Below are 22,950 nucleotides of genomic sequence, written 5' to 3'. Positions count from 1 at the left end.
GGCAACAGGTCATGCACGCACGCGGCCCGGCAGTCCGAGGGGCGATGGCTCAGAGGCTGAGAGTTTTTTTGCCGAGCCCGAAAGGCACGCGAAAACGCCTCGGATCTAGGCGCAAAGCACAGCCATAGCTCGGGCTATGGCGAGCATTCGCAACGACGAGCCGGGGCGTTTCGGCGTGCAAGGCGGGCATGGATAAAAGACTCTCAGACTCTCAGCCGCGGCCCTGCGCCAGAAGCCGGAGCCGTGCGTGCGCCGCCCCGTTCACGTCCGGCGGCAGCTGGTGCTTGGCCTGCAGGTAGTGGTGGGTGAACACGTCCAGGTACGCCTCCAGCGCCTGTGCGGCCTGCAGCTCGCCCGCCAGCTCCAGGCACAGCGCGCCCACCTCGGAGGTGCAGAAATGGTCCGTGCGCGTGGAGCGGCGCAGGTGGTAGCGTGAGAGCTGCTCGGGCTGCAGGCTCAGCACCGGCAGGCGGTCCAGGTACGGGCTCTTGCGGAACATCTTGCGCGCCTCGGGCCAGGTGGCATCGAGCAGGATGAACAGCGGGCGCTTGCCCGTCGGCTCGGTGCTGCCCACCTGGGTGACCACGCGCCCGGGCTCCACAAACTCACCCGGAAACACCACATACGGCTGCCACTGGGGGTCTGCCAGCAGCGCCAGCAGGTCGGGGTGCACCTCGGTGCGCGCCCAGCCATACGCGTAGGTGTCGGCCACCACATCGGCAATCAGCCAGCCGGTGTTGCTGGGCTTGAGCGGCTCGATGTCGGCCATCAGCAGGCACATGCCCGCGCGCGTGGGCAGCACGGGGCGCAGTGCGCAGATGCAGTGGCTGGGCACCAGTCGGCAGCCCGCGCAGCGCTCGCCCTTGGGGCCGCCCCGGGCCAGGAAGGGCTTGGCGCTGCGGGCCAGGCGCTCGGTGCGCAGGCGCGATACCGCATGGGGCGGGTGCGGCACCGCCTGCGGCTGGGGCGGCGGCACAGGGGTCGCCGTCACTGCCCGCCCGCCTGCTCCAGCGCAAACAGCGGCAGCTCGGCCCGGCGGCTGAGCCACACGCCGCCACCCAGCTCGATGGCGCCTTCGCGCAGGCCACGCCGGTACAGCTCGGCACGGTGGCGGAACACGCGGTTGTCGGTGATCTCTTCGTCGATGATGTCGCTCTCAAAATCCTCGCGCGACACAGCCTCGACATACAGCGCGCCTTGTGTCAGACGGCCCAGGTTGAGCAGCGCGGCCTTCAAATCCGGCGGGCTCAGGTAGGGCAGTACGCCCTGGCAGATGACCAGGTCATACGGCGCATCAGCCGCATAGTCCACCACCGAGCCCTGCTGCCAGCCAAAGCGCTCGCACAGGTAGGGGCTGAACTCCACGCCCTGGTAGCTGGCCTGCGGAAAATGCTGCGCCACGATGCCCTTCCACAGCCCGATGCCGCAACCCACATCCAGGACGCGGTTCACCGGCACGCGCAGGTACTTGAGGTAGCTGCACACGAAGGTGCCCAGGCGCTCCATGTGCGCCGGGTCCACCACGCTGGTCTTTTTGTCGAAGTAAAAGCGCTGGTAGTAGGCCTCGTCAAAAGTGGTGGCGCTGGCGGATTTCAATGGCGGGTCCTTGGGTCTTTTGGGGGGATTTGCACCACCCGGCGGGCGGCACAGCGAAGCGGCCAAGTATCCCCCACGCATGCTGGCGTGCCATCGCAGCAGCACGCTGCGGTAGTCTGTCGCCATGGATTCGCTGATCTCCGCCGCCGCCCGCGCGCTGGCCGCAGGCGACGCCCTGGCCGCCCTGCAGCGCGTGGCCCTGCGCGACGACCCACCGGCCCTGGCCCTGCGCGGCATTGCCATGGCCCAGCTGGGCGAGCACCCGCGCGCCCGCGATCTGCTGCGCCGCGCCGCACGCGGCTTTGGCACGCACGAGCCCGTGGCCCGCGCCCGCTGTGTGGTGGCCGAGGCTGAGGTGGCCCTGGCCCAACGCGACCTGGGTGGGCCGGCGCAGGCGCTGATGTCGGCAGGGGCTACGCTGCAGGCCCACGGCGACATCGCCAATGCGCTGCAGGCACGGTTGGTGGCAGCGCGCACGCTGATCCTGCTGGGCAAGCTGGACGAAGCATCGGCTGCGTTGGCAGACGCTCCCACCACCGATGCCACAACGCGACTGCCCCCTTCCCTTGTCGCGGTGGCCGAACTTGCCGCCGCAGAGCTGGCCCTGCGGTCACTGCACATCGGCGCAGCACGCACCGCCCTGCAACGCGCGCAACAGGCTGCCGCCCAATCCGGCGTGCCCGCGCTGCTGACCGAGGTGGCGCAGGCCCATGCGTTGCTCGAACAGCCCGCTGCGCGCTGCCTTGCGAACGGCGCCGAGCACATGCTGCGGCTGGACGACGTGGCCGCGCTGCTGGCGTCCCCGACGCTGTGGGTCGTGGACGCCTGTCGCCACGGCGTGCGCGCGGGCGAGGTGTGGCACCCGCTGGCACGCCGCCCTGTGCTGTTTGCGCTGGTGCGCGCGCTGGCTACTGCGTGGCCGGGCGATGTGGACCGCGAAGCCTTGATTGCCAACGTGTTCCGCACCCGCCACCCCGACGAAACCCACCGCGCCCGCCTGCGGGTGGAAATCGGCCGCCTGCGCGCCCTCATCGCTCCGCTGGCCGGGGTGGAGGCCACGCCGCGCGGCTTTGTGCTCCGGCCCCACGGCGGACGCACTGTGGCCGTGCTGGCCCCGCCGGTGGAGGGCGAGCAGGGCGCGCTGGTGGCGCTGCTGGCCGACGGTGCGGCATGGTCCACATCCGCCCTGGCGCTAGCCCTGGGCGACAGCCAGCGCACCGTGCAGCGCGCACTGGCTGAACTGGAAGCTACCGGCCGCGTGCGCGCCATCGGCCAGGCGCGCGCACGCCGCTGGCTGGCCGCGCCCCTGGTGGGATTCACGACGATCTTGTTACTCCCCACCGCGCAGCCGATTGCCTAAAGTGGCTTCACCGCCCAACGCACAGCGCCCTTGCCGTGCACCGGGTACCTACCATCAGGAGCTACCGAGATGACCACAGTCACCCCTACCGCCACCCACGACACCGCCTGCAGCAGCGACATGGCGGGCACCCCGCCGTCCACCAAACACCTGCCCATTGCGGCCCGCCAGCCCGCCGAGGTGGTGCGCGAATACGGCCCGTTTGGCGGCGCCAGCACCATCCACGGCGTGACGCACGATGGCCAGCGGGTGTGGGCCGCCACGGGCGAACACCTGGTGGGTTTTGACCCGGCCAGCGGCGCCACCACCCGCACGCTCAACGTGGTGTGCGACGCAGGCACCGCGTTTGACGGCACGCACCTGTACCAGATCGCCGAATCACGCATCGACAAGATCGACCCCGCCACGGGCCGGGTAGTGGCCACCATCCCCGCACCGGGCGGCGGCAACGATTCAGGCCTGACCTGGGCCGAAGGCAGCCTGTGGGTAGGCCAGTACCGTGACCGCAAGATCCACCAGATCGACCCGGCCACGGGTGCGATCCGCCGCACCATCGAATCCAACCGGTTTGTGACCGGTGTGACCTGGGTGGACGGCGAGCTGTGGCACGGCACCTGGGAGGGCGAAGAAAGCACCCTGCGCCACATCGACCCCACGAGCGGCGCCGTGCTGCAGCAGCTCGATATGCCGCAAGGCGTGGGTGTGAGCGGGCTCGAATCGGATGGGGCCGGGCTGTTCTACTGCGGTGGTGGCGGCAGCGGCAAGGTACGCGCCGTGCGTCGGCCCGGCGCACACATGCCCGCTTGAAGATCAGAAAACCGATGCGCTGAGCCGGTCGGCCCGGCCGTCACGCCGCTGGCTTGGGTGGGCGGTGCAACGCGCAGATCTTGTTGCCGTCCGGGTCGCGCAGATACGCCAGGTAGAGCTTGCCGCCAGGGCCTTCGCGGTAGCCCGGTGGGTCTTCGCAGGTGGTGCCACCGTTGGCCACACCGGCCGCGTGGAAAGCATCGGCCTGCTCGGGCGACTGCATGGCAAAGCCGATGGTGCCGCCATTGGCAAAGGTGGCGGGCTCGCCATTGATGGGGGTGCTGATGCAGAAGGTGCCGGTGGGGCCCCGGTAGAAGTAGCGGTTCTTGTTGGCGACACCCGGGGGCACACCGATGGTGCCGAGCAGCGCGTCGTAGAACTTCCGGGACACCTCCAGATCGTTCACACCGACCATCACATGACTGAACATAGCTTCTTGTCTCCGTAGTGCCCCCGGGGGGCAGTGGTTGATAGGCCCGGGGATGTTACCGGCCCTGCACCCACCCGGCGCGCACGCTGGTGACACGGCCACACACGGCAGTCTGGTTTCAGATCAAAATGCCATCTACCGCTTATCCAACAAGCGCCACCAGCTATGAAATCATGAGCAAACCCAGCCCACAACATTCGCCCCGAATCCCCCACATCGCCCCCGTCCCCCTCGACAAGGCCTACCGCCTGCTCAACCACGGCCCCACGGTGCTGGTGTCGGCAGAACATGCGGGCCAGCACAACGTGATGGCTGCATCGTGGGCCTGTGCGCTGGACTTTGCACCGCCCAAGGTGACGGTGGTGCTCGACAAAGCGACACGCACGCGCGAGCTGGTCGAAGCCAGTGGCGAGTTCGCACTGCAGTTGCCCACCCTGCCCATGGCGGCGATGACCGTAGCCCTTGGCACCGACAGCGCCAAGACCCACCCCCACAAACTGCAGCAGCACGGGGTGGAGCTGTTCCACGCCCCTGGCCATGCCACCCCGCTGGTACAGGGCTGCGCCGCCTGGCTGCTGTGCCGCGTCATCCCCGAGCCCCACAACCAGCAGACCTACGACCTGTTTATCGGCGAAGTAGTGGCCGCCTGGGCGGACGAGCGCGTGTTCCGCCACGGGCACTGGGAGTTCGACACCGCGCCCGATGCGCTGCGCACGCTGCACTACGTGGCGGGTGGGCAGTTTTATGCGACGGGGGCGTCGGTGACGGTGTAGCCCCGGGCCCGTGTCTGTGCCCGGAGGAGCATTCAGGCCTTGACTCCCAGCTTGGCCAGCAAGGACTCTGCGCGGTAGTTCGGTTCCGCCACCCCATCCAGCAGAAACACCGTGGATTGCGCGTGCTGCGCACGCAGTGGAATCAGCTCGGCATAGGCTGGCGATTCGTACCAGGCACGCGCCTGCTCCATGGCCGGGAAGCTGATGATGATGCAGTCCCCATCGAACACGCCTTCCTTGACCTCTGCCCGGGTGCCATGCACGAGGAAGGCCCCGCCATAAGGCGTGAGGGTCGCGTCGATGCGCTGCAGGTAGGTGACGATATCGGGGCCGAACTGCAGATTGCTCAACAGGCCAACGGCATAGGCAGACATATCTGGGGCTCCTTTCTGGTCTCTCAGTGAGTTGGTTGGCTGCGGTTTCGATGTGTATGCACAGACGCAGCGCGCGTCTTCAATGCGCTTTACGCTGGCAACCGACCCGCGAGGACCACTGTAGAAAAAGGCGCTCCGCTTGGCGATTACCTCAGAGGTCAAGGTTTGGCGCCGCGATGCTCTTGCATCACTCCCCGTCCAAAAGCCCCACCTGCTTGAGCTCTGCAAACTTGGCCGCCATCGTCGGGTTGCCCCGGGTCAGCTTCTTGATCGTGAGGTCTTCGGCCTTGTCGTTGGCCAGGCGCAAATTGTTGGCCGACTTGTGCAGCGCCTCCTTGGTCTTCTCCAGGTCCTTGATGGCCTCGTCAATGCGCCGCACGGCCTCCTCGAACCCGTCTGACGCCAGGCGCCAGTTGCGCCCAAACGCGCCCTTGAACTCCTCCAGCTGCGATTCGAACTTGGTGATGTCGAGGTTCTGCGCCTTCACCAGCGCCAGCTCCGACTTGTACTGCAGCGACTTCATCGCAGCGTTGCGCAGCAGTGTGATGATGGGGATGAAGAACTGCGGCCGCACCACATACATCTTGGGGTAGCGGTAGAACATGTCCACGATGCCGGTGTTGTACAGCTCGCTCTCAGGCTCCAGCAGCGACACCAGCACCGCGTACTCGCAGCCCTTTTCAGTGCGGTCCTTGTCCAGCTCTTTCAAGAAGTCTTCGTTGCGCTTCTTGGTGGCGGTCTCATCGCTCTCGTTCTTCATCTCGAACATGATCGAGACGATCTCGTTGCCCGCCTCGTCCGCATCGCGAAAGATGTAGTCGCCCTTGCTGCCGCTGCGTGCGTCGTTGTCCTTCTCGAAATACGCACGGGGGAATGCCGTGGCGCGGATGCGGTTGAACTCCGTCTCGCAGTGCTGCTCCAGCGTCTCGCCCACCATCTTGGTCGACAGGCGTGCCTTCATGTCCCGCAGCCGCGCAATCTCGCCGTCACGGTCGCGCAGCTGCAGGGCGAACTGCTCCTTAATGGCGGCCTCCTCCAGCTGCTTTTTCACCACCACCAGGTTCAGGTCGTTCTTGAGTTCATCGCGCTCCCGCGCCACTACCGTGACTGCCTCGGTCACCGCCAGCCTGCGCACTACCTCGCCTGCTTCCAGCTGCGATTTCAGCTGCTGAATCTCCGCGTCCTTTTGGGCAGCCACACCTTGCAGCTCCTGCGCCAGCCGGGCTTGTGCCAACTGGTCCGCTGCCTGCTGCGCCTGCCGCGCACGCTCCAGTTCATTGGCCAGCGCATCGCGCTGCTTTTCTACCGCGCTCAGGGCGTGCGCCACCGCCAGGTCGCGCTCCACCGCGCCTGCATCCAACTGCGCCTTCAGAGCTTGGATCTGTGCATCCTTGGCGGCTGCCGCCTTCTGCAGCTCATTGGCCACCTGGGCCTGCGCCAGCGCCACCGCATTGCGCTTGTCCTGCTCGGCCAGCTCCAGCCGCTCGTGCAACTGCGCATGGAAATCTGCGTCGCGCACCTGCTTGAGGATATCCGCGTAGCCGGTCTCGTCCACCTTGAAGGCCTTGTTGCAGTGGGGGCAGATGATGTCGTGCATGGCGGTCACCGTGGTCTAGTTTGGTTGGGTGGGGAGCATAGCGGGCAGGAGCATGAGCGGATTCATGCTGCATCAGCCGCAGGTCTGCGGCGGCAGTTCCTGCATCGCGCCCATCTTGCCGATCACCAGGTCCATGAAGGCAGACACCGCCAAGGGCAGGTAGCGCCGGCTGGGGTACACCATGTGCACGCCGTGGCCCTGCCGGTGGTATTGCGGGAGCACGGGCACCAGCAGGCCAGCGCGCAGATCGCGCTGGGTTAGCGTGGAGGGCAGCAGTGCAATGCCCAGGCCCGCCAGCGCGGCCTTGCGCAAGGCCTGCGCCGTGTTGCCACTGAAACGGCCCGCCACCTGCACCTCGGCCTGCGCTCCATCCGGTCCCGTCACGCGCCAGGTGGCCTTGCCGCTGGGGTGGCTGAACACCAGGCAGTCGTGGTCTGCCAGGTCTTGCAGCGTGTCCGGCGCGCCCTGGCGGGCCACGTAGGCCGGGCTGGCCACCAGGCCGTCGTTGCCCGCATCCAGCACCTTGCGGGCAAAGAGGCTTGAGTCCTCCAGGATGCCGCCCCGAAGGGCCACATCAATCCGGTCTGCAATCAGGTCGGCGCGCCCGTCGCTCAGTACAAAGTCCACCCGCACCTTGGGGTGCGCTGCCAGAAACTCGGTCAGCCACTCCATCGCAAAGAAATCAAAAAAATCGGCCGGTGCCGCCACCCGCACCAGGCCACTGGGCTCCTGGTTCACTGCCAGCAACTCCTCGCCCGCATCCATCAGCCCCTCTACCGCGCCGCTACAGCGCTCCAGAAACACCTGGCCCGCGCTGGTAAGCGTGAGATGGCGGGTAGAGCGCTGCATCAGCCGGGTGCCCAGCTGCGCTTCCAGCTGCTGCACCCGGCGGCTCAGGGTGTTGGGCGGCACGCCCAGGCGGCGCGCGGCCTCGGCAAAGCTGCCACAGCGCACCACCTGCACAAAGATGGCCACGTCGTTCAGATCCAGCATGGTAGTGCTCATTCATTCAATTAATGGACGAGTTCAATCATATTGCACCATCTAGTCAATCAATCGATGAATTTTTAAGCTACAGGCATCAGTTCAACACCTCCAAGGTTCTCTTGATGTCTGCACCCGCCACAGCCCCCCGCGCCATCGCCCACCGCACCCGTGGCACCGCGCACGGCCCCATCACCCGTCTCATGAGCCCCGGGGACCTGGGCCAGGTGCTCAAGCCCTTCATCTTTTTGGACCTGGTCCACTTTCAGCCCGGCGCCGCGCAGCAGGGCTTTGGCATGCACCCGCACTCGGGCATCGCCACCGTCACGTTCTTGTCAGAAGGCGATGTGCGCTACGAAGACAGCACCGGCCAAGCGGGCCTGCTGCCTGCGGGCGGTGTGGAATGGATGCGGGCGGGCAACGGCGTATGGCACACCGGCGCCCCCGTGGGCGACACACCGGGCCGGGGCTTTCAGCTGTGGGTGGCCCTGCCCGCCGCGCTGGAAAACGCCCCCGCCCACAGCCAGTACCTCGCCCCTGAGCTGGTGCCACAGGTCGGCCCGGTGCGTGTGCTGCTGGGCGAGTACGGCGCAGCGCACAGCCCGGTGGCGGCGCCCGAGGGCATGACCTATCTGGCCGTGCAGTTGGCCCAAGGTGCGCGCTGGACCTACACCCCGCCCCCCGGCCACACCGTGGCATGGACCGCAGTGGCCACCGGCGCGCTGACGGCAGGCGAAGCCATTGACGCTGGCGAGCTGGTGGCGTTTGAGCCCAGCAGCCAGGGCATCGACTTTGTGGCCACCCAGGCCACCAGCTTTGTGCTGGGCTCTGCCGTGCCGCACCCGCACGACCTGGTCATGGGCCGCTACTCGGTGCACACCAGCCCGGCCGCACTGGCACAGGGCGCCACAGAAATCCGGCGCATTGCCGCGCAACTGCGCCAGGCCGGGCGGCTCGGGTAGTCGTCTAGCCCTTCCATCACGCTTTCTCACCTCACCCCTTCCACCTCACTTCAACCCACTTCATTTCAACAAGGAAAACATCATGAACATCGGCATCATCGGTTCTGGCGCTCTCGGCTCCAACGTGGCCCGCGCATTGGCCAACAAGGGCCTGTCGGCCACCCTCTCCACCCGGCGCGGTCCGGAATCTTTGGCCGCGCTGGTGGCCGAACTGGGCCCCACCATCAAGGCGGGCACCGTGGCAGAAGCTGCCGCCGCAGACATCGTGCTCATCGCCGTGCGCTGGGAAGACCTGGGCCAGGCCCTGGGGCCCCTGCCGGCCTGGAACGGCCGCATCGTCATCGACGGCACCAACCCCGTGGCGTTTCTGGACCCCAACTCGCCCGACGCCCAAGACCCCACCAACCCGCTGGCGGCCTACGGCATCAAGGCCATCGACCTGGGCGGGCGCTCGTCCAGCGAAGTGTTCAGCGAATTCGTGCCCGGCGCCCGCGTGGTCAAGGCGTTCAACCACCTGGACGTGAACGTGCTGGCGCAGCCCCAAGTGTCTGGCGGCCAGCGCGCCATGTTCTATGCGGGCGACGATGCCGCCGCCAAGGCCGAAGTGCGCAAGGTGCTGGAAGCCATCGGCTACTTTCCGGTGGACCTGGGCACGCTGGCGGTGGGCGGGCGCTTGTCGGAGCTGCCGTTTGGCGCGTTGTCGAGCACGCAGTTCATCAAGATTTGAGCGGGGTGCCTGCCCAGGCACTTTCAGGGCCCCAGGTGCCCCTTGTCTAGCCCAAGGTACCTGGGGTCTAGGCATTTATTGCAAGCGCTGGTCACCGCCGAATTGGTATCCATGGAGGAGGTGTCGGGGCAGACTCCCTCAGCCCCGTGGGTGTGGCGCTGTGAGAGCTTGGGTTTTGGATCGCTGGATGACAACACGCTGGAGGTGGCGCTGATCGCGATGGACACTGAATACCAGCGGGAAGATGATCGAGATCATTGGCCATGTGGATGCGTTGAAGGAGCGGATTTAGGCGCAGATCAGGGTTAAATTGCACCGCATGCCTACCACCCCTGCTTCTGCACACATCGCCGCCCCGGCATCCCTCATCGATTCACCCCAAGCCGCCTGGCGACTGCTGACCACCCTAGGCCTCGTGGTGCTGGGCAACAGCAGCATGTATGTGGTGTCGGTGGTGCTGCCCGCCGTGCAGGCCGAGTTCGGTGTGGGCCGCGCGGATGCGTCGCTGCCCTACACGCTGATGATGGTGTGCCTGGGGCTGGGCGGGCTGTGGACGGGGCGGATGGCGGACCGCCATGGGCTGATGCCGGTGCTGTGCGTGGGGGCGGTGGCGGTGTGTGGCGGCTTTGTGTGGGCGGGGCTGTCGGGCAGCATCTGGATCTTTGGGCTGGCCCATGGGTTGATGGGGCTGGTGGGCAGTTCGGCCACGTTTGCGCCGTTGATGGCCGACACGGCGCTGTGGTGGAACAAGCGGCGCGGCATTGCGGTGGCGATTTGTGCCAGTGGCAACTACATCGCGGGTGCGCTGTGGCCGCCCATCGTGCAGCACGGCATCGAAGCCATTGGTTGGCGCCAGACCTATGTGCTGATGGGGCTGGTGTGTGGCGCGGGCATGCTGCTGCTGGCGCTGCGCATGCGCCAGCGGGCGCCGATGGTGCTAATGGATGCTGCGGCCGTGGTGCCTGCGTCGTCGTCACCTTCGGCAGGGGGTGCTGCACTGGGTGCTGCTGCTTCACCAGCGACTGCGTCCGCACCTTTGGTTCCCTTGGCACTGGACCGCAGCCGCCCGTTTGGCTTGCGCCCGGTGCACGCGCAGTTGCTGCTGTGCGTGGCGGGCGTGGCGTGCTGTGTGGCCATGGCGATGCCGCAGGTGCACATCGTGGCCTATTGCACCGACCTGGGTTTTGGCGCGGCGCGCGGGGCCGAGATGCTGTCGCTGATGCTGGCGTGCGGCATTGTCAGCCGCTTGGTGTCGGGCGTGATCTGCGACCGCATTGGCGGGGTGCGCACGCTGCTGCTGGGGTCGGCGCTGCAGGGGGTGGGGCTGATGCTGTTTTTGCCGTTTGACGGGCTGGTGCCGCTGTATGTGATCTCGGCGATGTTCGGGCTGTTCCAGGGCGGCATCGTGCCCGCGTACGCCATCATCATCCGCGAGTATTTCGCGCCGCAAGAGGCGGGCGCCCGGGTGGGCGCAGTGATCATGGCCACGCTGATCGGCATGGCGCTGGGCGGCTGGATGTCGGGCTGGATTTTTGACGTGACGGGCAGCTACCAGGCGGCGTTCATCAACGGCATGGGGTGGAACCTGCTGAACCTGTCGATCATGGGCTGGCTGTACTGGCGGGTGCGGCGCCAGGGCGCGACTGGGGGACGGATGCAGCCCAGTGCGGGGTGAGTGTGGCGGGCGCTAGTGTGGTGTTGCACGCTTGACGGCACATTGAAAACCGATGGATTTTTGGTCAGGGCAAGGCGCAAACCACAGCGATACCCGTAGGTATCGCGCGGATTTGCAACGCAACCCTGGCCGAAAAGACGCGGTTTTAAGTGCCGGATAGCGTGCAACACCGCACTAGGGGCTCGCTGGCCCTGCGCCGCCTTCATTTCATTGAGAATTTTGATCAAATAGGCCTCTAGCGCTTGGTAGTCAAGCGCCTGCAGCTATTGATTTATGAGCAGTTAAGCAATTGAGCACTGCAGCATTCGCTCAACAGGCCCCGGCAGGTGCAACCCGATTTTTTATCGGCCTGCACCTGCCGGGGCCCCACGGGACCGCAGTAGCAGCTGCGGTCCCTGAGCAGGTCGTCGTTACCTTCGACCCTGTGTTCGGGCTGCTCAGCAAGGCGTTTCTCACCAGGCTGCATGCCTTCATCCCGAAGGTATGCGCCCGGTGCTAGTAGCAACCCTGTCTGTCGCCTTTGCTGTCAGCCTCTCCTCCCTGTTCCCGCCCTTGTGTGCATTTGTTACTTGACTGTAGAGGGTGAGGGAGCGCGGCACAACCTGCGAAAGTTGGTAGGTACGGCGGGCTGTGCGGGGCGAGGGTTCGGCAAAAAGAATCAGCCAAAATGGCTCTATCGCCTTACTGCATTGCATTGGCAGCTTCTGCTTTGATAGCAAAAGAAATTTGCACGGCACAAACCGACGCACAGGGTGCCGCGCGATTCTTCAGGGTCTTGGTGCGAATTGGCTACACCGCCGCCTGCAGATAGCGCCCCGCCAGCTCTGTCTGCGCAGCGGCGTCCACGCCCAGCACGTCCACCAGATACGGCTGCAGGCCGCCGAACTCGGTGTCTACCTTGTGCAGGGCGGCGTCCAGAAATTCTTCTTGCACGCGCCACAGCACGGCCAGCACTTCCTCGGGCGCGTGGCTGCCCATGCCTTCGGGGCGGCGGTAGAGGGCGTTGGTGAGCAGGTAGTCGTGCATGACCACGTCGCGCGGCACGCCCAGGGTGAGCAGGATGAGGGCGGCGGCAAAGCCGGTGCGGTCTTTGCCAGCGGTGCAGTGGAAGACGGTGGGGGTGTCGCTGGCCAGCAGCAACTTGAACAGTTCGGCAAAGCGCGGGGCGTTGTCGTGCACAAAGCCGCGGTAGGTGTCTTGCATGAGCCCCACGGCGTCTTGCGCGGTGAGCTGGCGGCCGGTGCGCTGCAGGTCGAGCGCGCGCTGCACCACGGTGGGCTCGATGGCGAGCGGGTGGTAGGCGATGCCGGGCAGCGCGTAGGCATAGGCGGCGCTTTCGGCCTTGCCGCGAAAATCCACCGCGCGGGCCACGCCCAGCTGGGCCAGCAGGGCCTGGTCCTCGGGGGTCAGGGCGGCGAGGTGGTCCGAGCGAAAGATGCGCCGCCACTTCACGGGCCGCCCGCCGTGGCCGGTGTAGCCGCCCAGGTCCCGAAAGTTGGTGGCGCCTGCTAGGGGGAGGGATCGGGTGGGGGCTTGCTCTTGCTGCATGGTGCGTGGCACAGGTGTGCGGTGGATAGGAATGCTGAAGCAACAAGGATAGTCGGGCAGTGCGGCAGGCGCGTGTCGCACGGGTGGCTGGTGCAATGCGCGGGGCGCGACCGTGTGCAGAATCCGGGCATGCAGCGTTTTGTGCCCGTGCCCTCTGATTTGCAGCCCTGGCTGATGGCGGGGGTGGTGGTCGACGCCCCGGCGGAGCTGGCGCAGTCGCATTTTCCGGCGATGGTGTCGAGCATGCTGGTGGTGCGGCTGGCCGGGCAGGTGCATTGCCGGGGCGCACTGGTGCCGCCAGCGGCCTGGATCAGCGCCAGCACCACGGCCACGGTGTACGAACACGGTGGGCCGGTGCGGGCCGTGGGGCTGGTGCTGCGGCCTGAAGCTGCGGCGGCACTGTTTGCCAGCGCACGCGGTTTGGTGAACACGCTGCGGCCGCTGGCAGAACTGGTGGGCCCTGGGTGGGCCGAGGTGGAGCACGGCGTGCATGCTGCGCAGAATGATGGCGCGCGGATTACGGTGCTGTGCCAGTTCGTCCGGCAGCTGGTCGCGCCTCCGTCACCGTGTGAAGCACGGCGGCTGCAAGCCCTGGCCCTCTTGCAGGCGGCCCACGACGATGCCCCAGGCGCGAATCAGCACATGGGCCTGAGCCAGCGGCAGTTTGAACGGCGCTTTGTGGCGCACTGGGGCATGGCGCCCAAGCAGTTTCAGGTGATTGCGCGGCTGAACAGCACGCTGGGCAACGCCCTCGCCACGCCCGGCGGCCCGGTGGTGGACCTGGCGGCCGACCAGGGCTACTACGACCAGTCGCACATGGCGCGCGATGTGCGCAGGCTGGCGGGCCACCCGCTGCAGGCCCTGGTGCAGGGCACGCGCAGCCCGCTGACCGCACACTGGCCCTTGCAGATTGGGGCGCAGACCCTACCGAATCAACCTGCCCCACCCTTGGAGCCCACGCGCAAGCGCTGAGCCAGGTACAGCGGCATCACAAACGCGAGGCCAATGCCAAAGCAGGCGGCGATGTAAGCCCAGCGCCACGCGCCCAGGCTGCGGTCTGCCGCCACCCAGGCGGAGAACGCCACGGCGGCCAGGTACACGTCGAGGGTGATGCCGGTGGTCAATGCATTGGCAAAGGCATCGCGCCAGAAAACGTCGGGCATCACGCTGCCGCCCGCCAAAAAATACACGGTGTTGAAGTACCAAGGGACGGCCAGACCCAGAAGGGCCAGCAGAAGAAAAAATGCGCGCAGGTGGGTGTGGTTTTGCATCGGTGCATGCGGCCCTCTCAAGAGAAAGAGAGAGGCCTTGGGTAGTGAATCAACGCACCGATTGAATCCGCGCAGCCCCCTGGCGGGCTAGGAAAAAAACGACATGCCTCGCACCGGCGGACGAGCCGCTGCACGCCATCTTCATGAACTTACTGCGCGCGCGGCAGCGATGTCACAGCGCCATCCACCGGCAGCTCCTGCGTGCCCTTGGGGCAGGGCTGGTCGGTGTAGGTCGTGCGGCCGTCCTTCACGCACTTGCGCGGCTGCGGGGCCACGGGCTCAGACGCTCCATTGTTCGCAGAGCGGGCCTGTGCGGCAGGCTGCTGCCTGCCGGGCGGCAAGGTGTCGGGGCCGGGGCGGGTGATCTTCTTCCAGGCCTGCTCGGTCCACGGCCCGGCGTGGGGCAGCCACTGGTCGGCCGTCCACCATGCGGCGGCTGCGGCAGCCAGCAGGAGTGCGGCCAGAATGGACCAGAGGGTGCGTTCGCGGGTGCTGCGCATGGGGTGGGCCTGTGGTGTGGTGGGTGACCACCAAGCTTAAAACATCACGACGCCCACCCGACCACGCGGTATCACGGCTGCTTGCCTTTGGCCGCAGGGCGCCCGTAGCGCGCCGTGAGCGTGGCCTTGCTCAGGCTGTTGGCGTTGATCATGTAGCCGGCCAGCGCGGCGGTGGCGTCGGCAGGCAGGTCCAGGCGCGGCACCTTGAGCGCGTGCACGGTGAAGATGTAGCGGTGCGGCGCATCGCCTTCGGGCGGGCAGGCCCCACCCCAGGCGGCCACGCCGTAGTCAATGCGCACATGGCTGGCGCCTGCGGGCAGCTTGGCGCCGCCGGCAGCACCCGCATCGGGCCGAAGCTCGGTGGTGCTGGTGGGGATGTTGACCACCGACCAATGCCACCAGCCCGAGCCGGTGGGGGCATCGGGGTCGTAGGCGGTGACGGCGAAGCTTTGGGTGCCTGCGGGTGCACCGCTCCAGCGCAGGGCGGGTGATTGGTTGTCGCCCGCACAGCCAAAGCCCTTGAACTCGAAGCGCTGGGGCAGTGTGCTGCCTTCGGCAAAGTCGGGGCTGGTGAGCGCGAAGGCCTGGGCGTGGGCGGCAGGGGCCAAGCCGATGGTGGCGAATGCCGCGATGGCGGCGCCAACGCGAAGAGGGCGTGAAAGTGGGTGGGTCATCTGAAAAGCTCCTTGCAGTAGCGGTGTGAGACAAGGGCTTGATGGTGCTGCGCGCCGCGCCTTCGCATTGGCCCGGCGGCGTCAATGGCTGTGCGCTGCGCGTCAGCCGCAGCCATCAGGGCCGCAGCTGCGAAGGCGGAAAGCCGAAACGTTCGCGGAAGGCCGCGCTGAAGCGGCTGTGCGATTCATAGCCGCAGCGGGCCGCAATCTCGGACACCTGCAGCGTGGAGCTTTGCAGCAGCACCAGCGCCGTCTCCAGCCGCACATCACGCAGGCACTGGCTCACGGTCTCGCCCTCTTGCGCCAGGCGGCGCTGCAGGGTGCTGGCGCTGGTGGCAAAGGCGGCGGCGATGCGCTCCACCGTCCAGTCGGCCTGCGGGCTGGGGCCGACCAGGCGGCGCACGCGTTCAGCCCAGCCCAGCTCGCCCGGCGGGGCGAAGACGATGCCCGCCTCGGCCAGCATCAGCAGCACTTCGAGCGCGCGGTGTTCGCGCAGTGCCTGCGAGCTGGCATCGCTCTCCAGCGCGGCCACGGCGCGCGTGAAACTGTCTTCAAAGGTGGCGTCGGCCGCCAGGCCTGCGCAGCCCTGCACTGGCGGAACGGCTGCAAACTGGCCAAACTGGCGGTGGAACTGCTCCACCAGCTCGGGCGCAAAACACAGGAGCCGCGCCACATAGCGGCCCTGGGGCGCCGGGTCGTTCACCACCTCCCACTGCGCGCCACGCGGCAGCACAAACACCCGCCCGCGGGGGTAGCGGTGGCCGCCGCCGGGCGTGACCAGGTGCTTGGTGCCCGAGACCACCCAGCCCACCGAATCCATGCGCACGGTGACGGTGTGGATGCGGTGGTGGACCGTGGTGGCAATCTGCAAGGACAGTGCGGGTTCGCCCATCGTTCTTTCCCCTGGGGCTCAAGCGCCATCATCTGCGCAGCGCTGTGCCGGATGATGGCAGGCTTCAGCCGACGGCAGCACAAGCACCGTCAGCGCGTGCGCTCTTTCGTCACGCCGACATCGATGTCGCCAAACACGGTCACGCCGCTGGCACCCTGAGGCTGCTGCTGGCTGGCAGGGTCGCCGGAGCGCGCAGAGCCTGCGGTGCTGCTGCAACCGCCCAGCACACCGACAACCGCCAAGGCCACCAGCGCGGTGCGCCAGAAGCCCTGTGCGAACCGTGCGGGCGATGCGGCGTGTTCCGTGTGGAGCGGCTGCATCATTCGCCGCCCAGGTGGTTGCCCAGGATGCCCGCAAGCTCGAACATGCCCGCGCTGTCCTTGCCAAACACGGCGCGCAGCTTGTCGTCGGCGACGATGGTGCGCTTGTCCTTGGGGTCTTGCAGGTTGTGGGCCTTGATGTATTCCCACATCTTCTTCACGGCCTCGGGGCGCGCCACGGGTTCGTTGCCGATCACGGCAGCCAGCGCGGCACTGGGGGCCTTGCCAGCGGCGGCCTTGCGCGGTGCCTTGGTGGCAGCGGTCTTGGTGGCCGGGGCCTTTTTGGCAGCGGCAGGTTTGGCGGATTTTTTGGCTGCAGCGCTTGTCTTGCCTGCCTTGGCAGCTATCGTTTTAGCAGCAGCGCCTGGGCGTGGCGGGAACTTGCTCGGCGCAAACTCAAAGTTGACCTTGCCCGCCTCCTTGTCCCACGCCAGGTGGGCCTTGAAGGCGCGGCGCGTGCGCATGCTCACGAACTTGTCGAGCAGGTCGGTCTTGCCGGTGTCCAGCAGCTTGGTCATCTGCTCGCGCTCCACAGGCTGTTGCAGGATGATCTTGCCGCTTTTGAAGGTGCAACTCGGTGTGGGCTGCGCAGCGGTGGGCACGGACTTGCTGCACACGTAGTTGCTGCCATGCTCGTGCACTTCCGATCCGCAGATGGGGCAGGCACCCAGCGATGCGTCTTCAAACTCGACGATCTCGCCGGACTCTTCGCCCTTCTTGTCATCGCCAAAGTCGAATTCGAGCTTGTAGTTGTGCGCCTCGTCGTCGTACTTGATGACGATCTCGGACGTGAAGGGCCAGCCCGCCTTGGAGCGGAAGCCTTCCAGCGGGCCGATCTTCTTGTCGCGCAGCAGGGCGTTGGCCTCTGCGGTTTCAAACGTGCGGCCTGCGGGCGACTTGCCAAAGCTGAAGCCGCAGCCTTCCGAGCCGGGCTTGCCCACGCAGGCAAAGCGGCGGTAGTTCTCTTTGACCACGCCGCCGCAGTTGGGGCACGGCGATTCGAGCGTGGCGTAGTCGCCAGGGATGGTGTCGCGGTCGTATTCCTTGGCCTTCTTGACCATGCGCTCGGTCATGGCGGCGATCTCGGCCATGAAGGATTCGCGGCTGAGCAGGCCCTTTTCCATTTGCGAGAGCTTGAACTCCCACTCGCCGGTCAGGTCGGCGCGGCAGAGTTCTTCGACCTCCAGCCCGCGCAGCAGCGTCATCAGTTGAAACGCCTTGGCCGTGGGGATGATCTCGCGGCCTTCGCGCAGCATGTACTTTTCAGTCAGCAGGCCTTCAATGATGGCCGCGCGCGTGGCTGGCGTGCCCAGGCCTTTTTCCTGCATGGCTTCGCGAAGTTCGTCGTCGTCGATCTGCTTGCCCGCGCTTTCCATGGCGCCCAGCAGCGTGGCTTCGGAATAACGTGCGGGCGGTTTGGTCTTGAGGCCCTTGGGGTCCACCTGCAGGGTGTTGACCATTTCACCGGGCTTCACGGGCACCAGGTTCTGGCCCTTGTCGCCGTCCTTGCCGCCTTCCACCTCCTCGGCCGCTTCCTTGCCGTAGATGGCTAGCCAGCCGGGCTTGACCAGCACCTTGCCTTCGGTCTTGAAGCTGTGGGGCGCCACGGTGCTGATGCGCGTGGTCACGGTGTATTCGGCACTCGGGAAGAACACGGCCATGAAGCGGCGCACGACCAGGTCGTACAGCTTTTGCTCGGCCTCGCTCAGCCCGCTGGGCGCCTGCAGCGTGGGGATGATGGCAAAGTGATCGCTCACCTTGCTGTTGTCGAAGATGCGCTTGGACGGGCGAATGTAGTTGTTGTTCAGCGCGGTGAGCGCGTGCGGCGCCAGGTGGCGCATGCCGCTGTCGGCCAGCATTTCAAAGGTTTGCTTGGCCACGGGCAGATAGTCTTCGGGCAGCGCGCGCGAGTCGGTACGCGGGTAGGTCAGGGCCTTGTGACGCTCGTACAGGCTTTGCGCCAGCGCCAGCGTGGTCTTGGCGGAAAAGCCGAACTTGCCGTTGGCTTCGCGTTGCAGGCTGGTCAAATCGAACAGCAGGGGCGAGGCTTGCGTGGTGGGCTTGCTCTCCTCGGTGACGGTGGCCTGCTTGCCGCGCACGGCGTTGGCAATCGCCGTGGCCTCTGCGGCAGACCACACGCGGTCTGAGCGGGCTTCCACGTCTTCCGATTTCTTCCACTTGGGGTCGAACCACTTGGCGGGGTATTCACCGGCCTGCGCACCGAAGGTGGCGTGGATTTCCCAGTAGTCGCGGCTGATGAACTTGCGGATCTTTTCTTCGCGCTCCACCACCAGAGACAGGGTGGGCGTCTGCACCCGGCCCACGGTCGTCAAAAAGAACCCGCCGTCGCGCGAGTTGAACGCCGTCATGGCGCGGGTGCCGTTGATGCCCACCAGCCAGTCGGCCTCAGACCGGCTGCGAGCTGCACTGGCCAGGCCCGCCATCTGCTGCTCGGTGCGCAGGGCGTCAAAGCCGTCGCGGATGGCCTGGGGCGTCATGGACTGCAGCCACAGGCGCTTGACGGGCTTGCCCAGCGGCTTGCTGCCACCGGCGTATTGCTCGATCAAACGGAAGATCAACTCGCCCTCGCGGCCCGCGTCACAGGCGTTGATGAGTTGCGTCACGTCCTTGCGCTTGGCTTGCTTGACCACGGCGTTCAGGCGCGTCTTGGTCTTGTCCACGGGCTTCAGGTCGAAGTACGGCGGGATCACGGGCAGGTGCGCAAAGCTCCACTTGCCACGCTTCACGTCAAACTCTTCGGGCGCCTGGATCTCTACCAGGTGGCCCACGGCGCTGGTGACTACATAGCGGTCGTTCTCGAAGTGGTCTTCGTGCTTGTCGAACTTGCCGGCCACGGGGGTCAATGCGCGCACGATGTCTTGCGCGACAGAGGGTTTTTCTGCAATTACCAGGGTCTTGGTCATTTTGGGGCTCTCGCCAGTCATTCTGGTTGCCCGGGTTCCGGGCGCTTCTACAATTCGGGTCTCACGCGCATGCACACGCATACACGCGCACGCACACATGTGTGCACTATCAAGTTAACAGAGTTTTTGCCATGCCCCGCTCCGCATCGCCTGCCGCCCCCACCCTTGCACCGGGCCGCCGCATCCAGACCCGGCGCTCTGGCGTCCATGGCAAGGGCGTGTTTGCCGTGCAGGATATTGCGGAAGGCGAAGTCCTTGTGGAGTACACGGGCGAAGTGATTGGCTGGCAGGAAGCGCAGGACCGGCACCCACACGACCCCCTGCAACCCAACCACACGTTCTACTTTCATGTGGATGAAGACCACGTGATCGACGCAAAGTTCGGCGGCAATTCGTCGCGCTGGATCAACCACAGCTGCAACCCCAACTGCTACGCCGATGAGCGGGACGGCCGCATTTTTATCACCGCGCTGCGCAATATCAAGGCGGGCGAAGAGCTGAACTACGACTACGGCCTGATCATCGAAGAGCGCTACACCAAGAAACTCAAGGCCGAATACCCCTGCTGGTGCGGCAGCAAGAACTGCCGGGGCACGCTGCTGGCGCCCAAGCGTGGCTGGGCACCACCGGTGCCGTTGCCACCATCCAAACCCTCTCCAGCCCAGTCTTCCGCCAAGAAAGCCAAAGCCCCCAAAGCGCCTTCAACCACCAAGCCACGGGGCCGAAGCCAGTGAGCGCCGCCTCCCCCATCCGCTGGCCCGCCGAGGCCATCTGGGAAGCGGTGTCACCGCTGTTACCGGGCTTTACCGTCGAGGTGCTGCCCACCATCGACTCCACCAACACCGAGCTGATGCGCCGCGCGCGCAACGGCCAGTGCGAGCCCACGCTGCTGGTGGCCGAGCAGCAGACCGCCGGGCGCGGGCGGCTGGGACGGGTGTGGCAAAGCGGTGTGGATGTGAGCAGCGCCGGGCCGCCCCAAGCTGCGAAGGCCCCCTTGGGGGGCAGCGCCGCACGCGAAGCGGCAAGCGTGGGGGCCATACCATCCCTCATGATGTCGCTGGGGCTGCCGCTGGCGCCGCAGGATTGGTCGGGTCTCTCGCTCGCTGTGGGGGTGAGCGTGGCTGAAAGCCTGCAGCCCGTGCTGCCCGCTCTGGGCGCCGACCAGCCCGCGCGTGTGGGGCTCAAGTGGCCCAACGACCTCTGGCTGGGCGGCACGGCGGGTGACCGCAAGCTTGGCGGCATCCTGGTGGAGACCGCGAGTTTTGTGGCGCCCCAGGCAGCCTCTGCTGCAACAGCCAGTGCCAGCACCGCACGGTATGTGGTGGTGGGCATCGGCATCAACGTGCTGCCGCGCAGCGCCGAGGGCATGAGCATGCCGCCCGGCAGCTTGCAGGACGTAGAGCCCGGCCTGGACGCCCCCTCCGCCCTGCTGCGCATCGTGCCCGCGCTGGTGGCCATGCTGCAGTCGTTCGAGGGCTACGGCTTTGGCCCCATGCAGCCCCGCTTTGCAGCCCGCGATGTGCTGCAGGGCCGAGCCGTGACGCTGAGCGACGGCCACACCGGCACGGCGCACGGCGTGGGGGACGATGGTGCGCTGCTGGTGCACACTGCGGGCGGCATGCAAGCCATCACGAGTTCCGAAATCAGCGTGCGGCCCACTGCGGTGCCTCCGGTGTGAAAAAGCTCCCTTTGTTGATCTCGATGTTCCTGAAAGGCCGCGCTCCATGCTCCGTCTTGCCGTGATCGCACTGCTGCTGGCCAACGCGGGCTACTACGCGTGGTCGCAAGGGCTGCTCAAGGACTGGGGCTTTGCCCCCGAGGTACAGGCCGAGCCGCAGCGCATGAACCAGCAGATCCGACCCGAGACGCTGCAGATCCTGCGTGTGAACCCCAGCAAAACCTCTTCCTCCTCCTCTTCTTCGTCCTCCCCCCCGCCCTCTCCCTCCACCCCCGGCACGGCCACCGCATCGGCCGACGTGGCGTCTTCCGCCGCCTCCTCCCCACCCCCTGCCGATACCGCCGAATGCCTGCAGGCCGGTGTATTTGACGAGCGCCAGGCCGACGCCCTGCGTACCGCCGCCGCCAACCTGCCGCCGGGCAGCTGGCTGCTGGAGCCCACGCCCATCCCGGGCCGCTGGATGGTCTACATGGGCCGCTTTGAAGACCTGGAAACGCTGGACCGCAAACGCGCCGAACTGCGAGCCCGCAAGGTAGACCACGACCGGGCAGGCGGCACACTGGAATACGGCCTCTCGCTCGGCCGTTTTTCGTCCAAAGAGGCCGCAGAGCGCGAACTGGCCAACCTGGGCAACAAGGGCGTGCGCACGGCCCGCGTGATCCAGGAGCGGCCCGAGTCCCCCGGCTTCACGCTGCGCCTGCCCGCCGTGACCGACGCACTGCGCCCGCAGTTTGATGCGCTACGCAGCGCCATGGCGGGCAAGACGCTGCGCAACTGCGCGTAACCGCAGCAGCTGCGATGGCAGGGCCATCGCTTGCGCCGCCGGTTGTCACATCGGGACGGCGCGCGTCTCGCCGTGGCGCATGAGCCAGACCCGGTCCTGCGGCAGGCCGCGCTGCGCCAGTGCAGCGGCCACGTCGCGCGGAGGGTGGTCAAACGCCTCCTGCGTCAGCATGAACGTGCCCCAGTGCACGCCCATGGCCTGCTTGGCGTCCACATCCAGCATCAGCTGCACGGCGTCCTCGGGGTTCACGTGCATGGGCTTCATGAAATCGCGCGGCAGGTAGGCGCCGATGGGCAGGGCCAGGAAATCCACGGCCCCCAGGCGCTGGCGGATGGCCTTGAAGTCGTCGCTGTAGCCCGTATCGCCCGGAAACAGAAAACGCCAGGGGTCCCCAGCGTCCGGGCGCGCCCATTCCAGCGCATAGCCGCCCCACAGCGAGGCGTTGGTATCCCACGGGGTGCGGCGGCTCCAGTGCTGGGCGGGCGTGAAGTGCACCCGCACACCCGGGGCGATGTCGGTGTGTTCCCACCGGTTCAGCTCGGTCACGGGGCCCATGCCGCGCTGGGTGAACCAACCTCCCAGGCCCAGGGGCACCACAAAACGCGGCGACTGGCCCGCGTCGCGCAGGCGGCGCAAGGTGCCGTAGCACAGATGGTCGTAGTGGTTGTGCGAGATCAGCACCACGTCGATGGACGGCAACTGCTCGGGGGTCAGCGGTGCCGGTACGCGGCGTGGTGCGCCAAAGCGGCCGAGTGGCCCGGCAAAGCCGCACAGCGTCGGGTCCATCAGCACGTTCAGACCCGCCACCTGCAGCAGGATGGACACATGGCCCAGCCAGGTGACGACCGGTGCCTGCGGGCGCTGCGCCAGACGCGCGTGGTCCACGGGCGCGCTCCACTGCCGGGCAAAGGCTTCATAGCCCCCGGCGGGGTCCGAGCGGGGTTTGAAATCGCCGCGCAGCGAGCGCCACACCATCTCGTACCAGGGGAAATTGCCAATGACGACGCCGGGGTGGGTGTTGACAAAACGGCGGGGTGATGGAGGCATGGTGGCAGCTTGGGGTCAAAGAGGTCG

General features: G+C 66.7%; 24 protein-coding genes. 10 read left to right on the top strand and 14 right to left on the bottom strand.

What is annotated here, in order from left to right; genetic code table 11:
* Window positions 1-211: 211 nt before the first annotated feature.
* Together ACQ4MJ_RS22835 and ACQ4MJ_RS22830 are read right to left on the bottom strand one after the other, a co-directional pair.
* Window positions 212-991, bottom strand: coding sequence for a tRNA-uridine aminocarboxypropyltransferase (locus ACQ4MJ_RS22835; RefSeq protein ID WP_426305561.1), 780 nt, complete (start codon window positions 989-991; stop codon window positions 212-214).
* Window positions 988-1,596 carry a class I SAM-dependent methyltransferase gene (locus ACQ4MJ_RS22830; protein ID WP_121508221.1) on the bottom strand — a complete coding sequence of 203 codons (609 nt, stop codon included), beginning with the start codon at window positions 1,594-1,596 and terminating at the stop codon, window positions 988-990. Before ACQ4MJ_RS22830 ends, ACQ4MJ_RS22835 begins: the two co-directional genes overlap by 4 nt.
* Window positions 1,597-1,720: 124 nt before the next feature.
* Between ACQ4MJ_RS22830 and ACQ4MJ_RS22825 the strand changes: the two genes are divergently transcribed.
* A complete protein-coding gene (locus tag ACQ4MJ_RS22825) occupies window positions 1,721-2,956 on the top strand; it encodes a hypothetical protein (RefSeq protein WP_055401122.1) in 1,236 nt (411 codons plus the stop codon).
* 120 nt (window positions 2,957-3,076) lie between these two features.
* A complete protein-coding gene (locus ACQ4MJ_RS22820) occupies window positions 3,077-3,763 on the top strand; it encodes a Vgb family protein (RefSeq protein WP_055401134.1) in 687 nt (228 codons plus the stop codon).
* Between the two features lie 40 nt (window positions 3,764-3,803).
* Here the strand turns inward: ACQ4MJ_RS22820 and ACQ4MJ_RS22815 are convergent, their stop codons facing one another.
* A complete protein-coding gene (locus ACQ4MJ_RS22815) occupies window positions 3,804-4,193 on the bottom strand; it encodes a VOC family protein (RefSeq protein ID WP_055401124.1) in 390 nt (129 codons plus the stop codon).
* A gap of 173 nt (window positions 4,194-4,366) precedes the next feature.
* On the opposite strand from ACQ4MJ_RS22815, the gene ACQ4MJ_RS22810 reads away from it, so the two are divergent.
* Complete coding sequence (locus ACQ4MJ_RS22810; RefSeq protein ID WP_228897218.1) at window positions 4,367-4,966, top strand: flavin reductase family protein; 600 nt, start codon at window positions 4,367-4,369, stop codon at window positions 4,964-4,966.
* A 32-nt stretch (window positions 4,967-4,998) separates the two neighbouring features.
* On the opposite strand, the gene ACQ4MJ_RS22805 is transcribed toward ACQ4MJ_RS22810, so the two are convergent.
* From ACQ4MJ_RS22805 to ACQ4MJ_RS22795, 3 genes are all read right to left on the bottom strand, one after another.
* On the bottom strand, window positions 4,999-5,340 hold the full coding sequence (locus tag ACQ4MJ_RS22805) for a DUF1330 domain-containing protein (protein ID WP_055400741.1): 342 nt from the start codon (window positions 5,338-5,340) through the stop codon (window positions 4,999-5,001).
* A gap of 187 nt (window positions 5,341-5,527) precedes the next feature.
* Entirely contained in the window at window positions 5,528-6,937 is a 1,410-nt protein-coding gene (locus ACQ4MJ_RS22800; protein ID WP_121508924.1) for a DUF2130 domain-containing protein, read from the bottom strand.
* Between the two features lie 72 nt (window positions 6,938-7,009).
* Complete coding sequence (locus tag ACQ4MJ_RS22795) at window positions 7,010-7,930, bottom strand: LysR family transcriptional regulator (protein WP_431153147.1); 921 nt, start codon at window positions 7,928-7,930, stop codon at window positions 7,010-7,012.
* Between the two features lie 116 nt (window positions 7,931-8,046).
* Between ACQ4MJ_RS22795 and ACQ4MJ_RS22790 the strand changes: the two genes are divergently transcribed.
* The 3 genes from ACQ4MJ_RS22790 (at window position 8,047) to ACQ4MJ_RS22780 (ending at window position 11,285) form a co-directional block, all read left to right on the top strand.
* Window positions 8,047-8,883 carry a pirin family protein gene (locus ACQ4MJ_RS22790; RefSeq protein WP_431151184.1) on the top strand — a complete coding sequence of 279 codons (837 nt, stop codon included), beginning with the start codon at window positions 8,047-8,049 and terminating at the stop codon, window positions 8,881-8,883.
* Window positions 8,884-8,965: 82 nt separating this feature from the next.
* The gene (locus ACQ4MJ_RS22785; RefSeq protein ID WP_121508216.1) at window positions 8,966-9,610 is read left to right on the top strand and encodes an NADPH-dependent F420 reductase; all 645 of its coding nucleotides are present in this window, start codon (window positions 8,966-8,968) and stop codon (window positions 9,608-9,610) included.
* A gap of 319 nt (window positions 9,611-9,929) precedes the next feature.
* Window positions 9,930-11,285, top strand: a complete 1,356-nt coding sequence (locus tag ACQ4MJ_RS22780) for an MFS transporter (protein WP_431151185.1) — start codon at window positions 9,930-9,932, stop codon at window positions 11,283-11,285.
* Window positions 11,286-12,074: 789 nt separating this feature from the next.
* Here ACQ4MJ_RS22780 and ACQ4MJ_RS22775 read toward each other — a convergent pair.
* The gene (locus ACQ4MJ_RS22775) at window positions 12,075-12,833 is read right to left on the bottom strand and encodes a tyrosine-protein phosphatase (protein WP_431151186.1); all 759 of its coding nucleotides are present in this window, start codon (window positions 12,831-12,833) and stop codon (window positions 12,075-12,077) included.
* 129 nt (window positions 12,834-12,962) lie between these two features.
* Here ACQ4MJ_RS22775 and ACQ4MJ_RS22770 point away from each other — a divergent pair, with 129 nt between their 5' ends.
* Entirely contained in the window at window positions 12,963-13,805 is an 843-nt protein-coding gene (locus ACQ4MJ_RS22770) for a helix-turn-helix domain-containing protein (protein WP_431151187.1), read from the top strand.
* Here the strand turns inward: ACQ4MJ_RS22770 and ACQ4MJ_RS22765 are convergent.
* From ACQ4MJ_RS22765 to ACQ4MJ_RS22740, 6 genes are all read right to left on the bottom strand, one after another.
* Entirely contained in the window at window positions 13,766-14,104 is a 339-nt protein-coding gene (locus ACQ4MJ_RS22765) for a DUF2834 domain-containing protein (protein ID WP_426305583.1), read from the bottom strand. The two genes, ACQ4MJ_RS22770 and ACQ4MJ_RS22765, sit on opposite strands and share 40 nt — an antisense overlap.
* Window positions 14,105-14,253: 149 nt before the next feature.
* Window positions 14,254-14,604 (bottom strand): DUF4124 domain-containing protein, encoded by a 351-nt coding sequence (locus tag ACQ4MJ_RS22760; protein WP_431151188.1) that lies wholly within the window; start codon window positions 14,602-14,604, stop codon window positions 14,254-14,256.
* A 71-nt stretch (window positions 14,605-14,675) separates the two neighbouring features.
* Complete coding sequence (locus ACQ4MJ_RS22755) at window positions 14,676-15,278, bottom strand: YbhB/YbcL family Raf kinase inhibitor-like protein (RefSeq protein ID WP_431151189.1); 603 nt, start codon at window positions 15,276-15,278, stop codon at window positions 14,676-14,678.
* A gap of 115 nt (window positions 15,279-15,393) precedes the next feature.
* Entirely contained in the window at window positions 15,394-16,170 is a 777-nt protein-coding gene (locus ACQ4MJ_RS22750; protein WP_207402156.1) for a helix-turn-helix transcriptional regulator, read from the bottom strand.
* A gap of 89 nt (window positions 16,171-16,259) precedes the next feature.
* Window positions 16,260-16,493 carry a hypothetical protein gene (locus ACQ4MJ_RS22745; protein ID WP_121421561.1) on the bottom strand — a complete coding sequence of 78 codons (234 nt, stop codon included), beginning with the start codon at window positions 16,491-16,493 and terminating at the stop codon, window positions 16,260-16,262.
* Complete coding sequence (locus ACQ4MJ_RS22740) at window positions 16,490-19,414, bottom strand: DNA topoisomerase III (RefSeq protein ID WP_431151190.1); 2,925 nt, start codon at window positions 19,412-19,414, stop codon at window positions 16,490-16,492. Before ACQ4MJ_RS22740 ends, ACQ4MJ_RS22745 begins: the two co-directional genes overlap by 4 nt.
* A gap of 131 nt (window positions 19,415-19,545) precedes the next feature.
* Here ACQ4MJ_RS22740 and ACQ4MJ_RS22735 point away from each other — a divergent pair, with 131 nt between their 5' ends.
* From ACQ4MJ_RS22735 to ACQ4MJ_RS22725, 3 genes are read left to right on the top strand one after another with little or no spacing between them, the layout of a single operon-like run.
* Entirely contained in the window at window positions 19,546-20,148 is a 603-nt protein-coding gene (locus ACQ4MJ_RS22735) for an SET domain-containing protein (protein ID WP_431151191.1), read from the top strand.
* A complete protein-coding gene (locus tag ACQ4MJ_RS22730; protein ID WP_176887494.1) occupies window positions 20,145-21,092 on the top strand; it encodes a biotin--[acetyl-CoA-carboxylase] ligase in 948 nt (315 codons plus the stop codon). Before ACQ4MJ_RS22735 ends, ACQ4MJ_RS22730 begins: the two co-directional genes overlap by 4 nt.
* 46 nt (window positions 21,093-21,138) lie before the next feature.
* Window positions 21,139-21,876: an SPOR domain-containing protein gene (locus tag ACQ4MJ_RS22725; protein ID WP_431151192.1), complete on the top strand. Its 738-nt coding sequence runs from the start codon at window positions 21,139-21,141 to the stop codon at window positions 21,874-21,876.
* A gap of 45 nt (window positions 21,877-21,921) precedes the next feature.
* Here the strand turns inward: ACQ4MJ_RS22725 and ACQ4MJ_RS22720 are convergent, their stop codons facing one another.
* Window positions 21,922-22,923 (bottom strand): MBL fold metallo-hydrolase, encoded by a 1,002-nt coding sequence (locus ACQ4MJ_RS22720; protein WP_431151193.1) that lies wholly within the window; start codon window positions 22,921-22,923, stop codon window positions 21,922-21,924.
* Between the last annotated feature and the right edge of the window lie 27 nt (window positions 22,924-22,950).

The organism is Acidovorax facilis (genome assembly GCF_050626955.1).
GTDB lineage: Bacteria > Pseudomonadota > Gammaproteobacteria > Burkholderiales > Burkholderiaceae_C > Acidovorax > Acidovorax facilis.
The sequence above is the reverse complement of the archived record's forward strand: the minus strand, read 5'-3'. Positions and strand labels throughout refer to the sequence as shown.

What these genes read in the sequence shown, in the direction of transcription:
- ACQ4MJ_RS22735 (WP_431151191.1), top strand. Translation starts at nt 19,546, where the DNA reads ATGCCCCGCTCCGCATCGCCTGCCGCCCCCACCCTTGCACCGGGCCGC.
- ACQ4MJ_RS22720 (WP_431151193.1), bottom strand. Translation starts at nt 22,923, where the DNA reads ATGCCTCCATCACCCCGCCGTTTTGTCAACACCCACCCCGGCGTCGTC.
- ACQ4MJ_RS22725 (WP_431151192.1), top strand. Translation starts at nt 21,139, where the DNA reads ATGCTCCGTCTTGCCGTGATCGCACTGCTGCTGGCCAACGCGGGCTAC.
- ACQ4MJ_RS22780 (WP_431151185.1), top strand. Translation starts at nt 9,930, where the DNA reads ATGCCTACCACCCCTGCTTCTGCACACATCGCCGCCCCGGCATCCCTC.
- ACQ4MJ_RS22760 (WP_431151188.1), bottom strand. Translation starts at nt 14,604, where the DNA reads ATGCGCAGCACCCGCGAACGCACCCTCTGGTCCATTCTGGCCGCACTC.
- ACQ4MJ_RS22810 (WP_228897218.1), top strand. Translation starts at nt 4,367, where the DNA reads ATGAGCAAACCCAGCCCACAACATTCGCCCCGAATCCCCCACATCGCC.
- ACQ4MJ_RS22815 (WP_055401124.1), bottom strand. Translation starts at nt 4,193, where the DNA reads ATGTTCAGTCATGTGATGGTCGGTGTGAACGATCTGGAGGTGTCCCGG.
- ACQ4MJ_RS22785 (WP_121508216.1), top strand. Translation starts at nt 8,966, where the DNA reads ATGAACATCGGCATCATCGGTTCTGGCGCTCTCGGCTCCAACGTGGCC.
- ACQ4MJ_RS22775 (WP_431151186.1), bottom strand. Translation starts at nt 12,833, where the DNA reads ATGCAGCAAGAGCAAGCCCCCACCCGATCCCTCCCCCTAGCAGGCGCC.
- ACQ4MJ_RS22750 (WP_207402156.1), bottom strand. Translation starts at nt 16,170, where the DNA reads ATGGGCGAACCCGCACTGTCCTTGCAGATTGCCACCACGGTCCACCAC.
- ACQ4MJ_RS22805 (WP_055400741.1), bottom strand. Translation starts at nt 5,340, where the DNA reads ATGTCTGCCTATGCCGTTGGCCTGTTGAGCAATCTGCAGTTCGGCCCC.
- ACQ4MJ_RS22795 (WP_431153147.1), bottom strand. Translation starts at nt 7,930, where the DNA reads ATGCTGGATCTGAACGACGTGGCCATCTTTGTGCAGGTGGTGCGCTGT.
- ACQ4MJ_RS22770 (WP_431151187.1), top strand. Translation starts at nt 12,963, where the DNA reads ATGCAGCGTTTTGTGCCCGTGCCCTCTGATTTGCAGCCCTGGCTGATG.
- ACQ4MJ_RS22800 (WP_121508924.1), bottom strand. Translation starts at nt 6,937, where the DNA reads ATGCACGACATCATCTGCCCCCACTGCAACAAGGCCTTCAAGGTGGAC.
- ACQ4MJ_RS22790 (WP_431151184.1), top strand. Translation starts at nt 8,047, where the DNA reads ATGTCTGCACCCGCCACAGCCCCCCGCGCCATCGCCCACCGCACCCGT.
- ACQ4MJ_RS22745 (WP_121421561.1), bottom strand. Translation starts at nt 16,493, where the DNA reads ATGATGCAGCCGCTCCACACGGAACACGCCGCATCGCCCGCACGGTTC.
- ACQ4MJ_RS22740 (WP_431151190.1), bottom strand. Translation starts at nt 19,414, where the DNA reads ATGACCAAGACCCTGGTAATTGCAGAAAAACCCTCTGTCGCGCAAGAC.
- ACQ4MJ_RS22765 (WP_426305583.1), bottom strand. Translation starts at nt 14,104, where the DNA reads ATGCAAAACCACACCCACCTGCGCGCATTTTTTCTTCTGCTGGCCCTT.
- ACQ4MJ_RS22825 (WP_055401122.1), top strand. Translation starts at nt 1,721, where the DNA reads ATGGATTCGCTGATCTCCGCCGCCGCCCGCGCGCTGGCCGCAGGCGAC.
- ACQ4MJ_RS22755 (WP_431151189.1), bottom strand. Translation starts at nt 15,278, where the DNA reads ATGACCCACCCACTTTCACGCCCTCTTCGCGTTGGCGCCGCCATCGCG.
- ACQ4MJ_RS22820 (WP_055401134.1), top strand. Translation starts at nt 3,077, where the DNA reads ATGGCGGGCACCCCGCCGTCCACCAAACACCTGCCCATTGCGGCCCGC.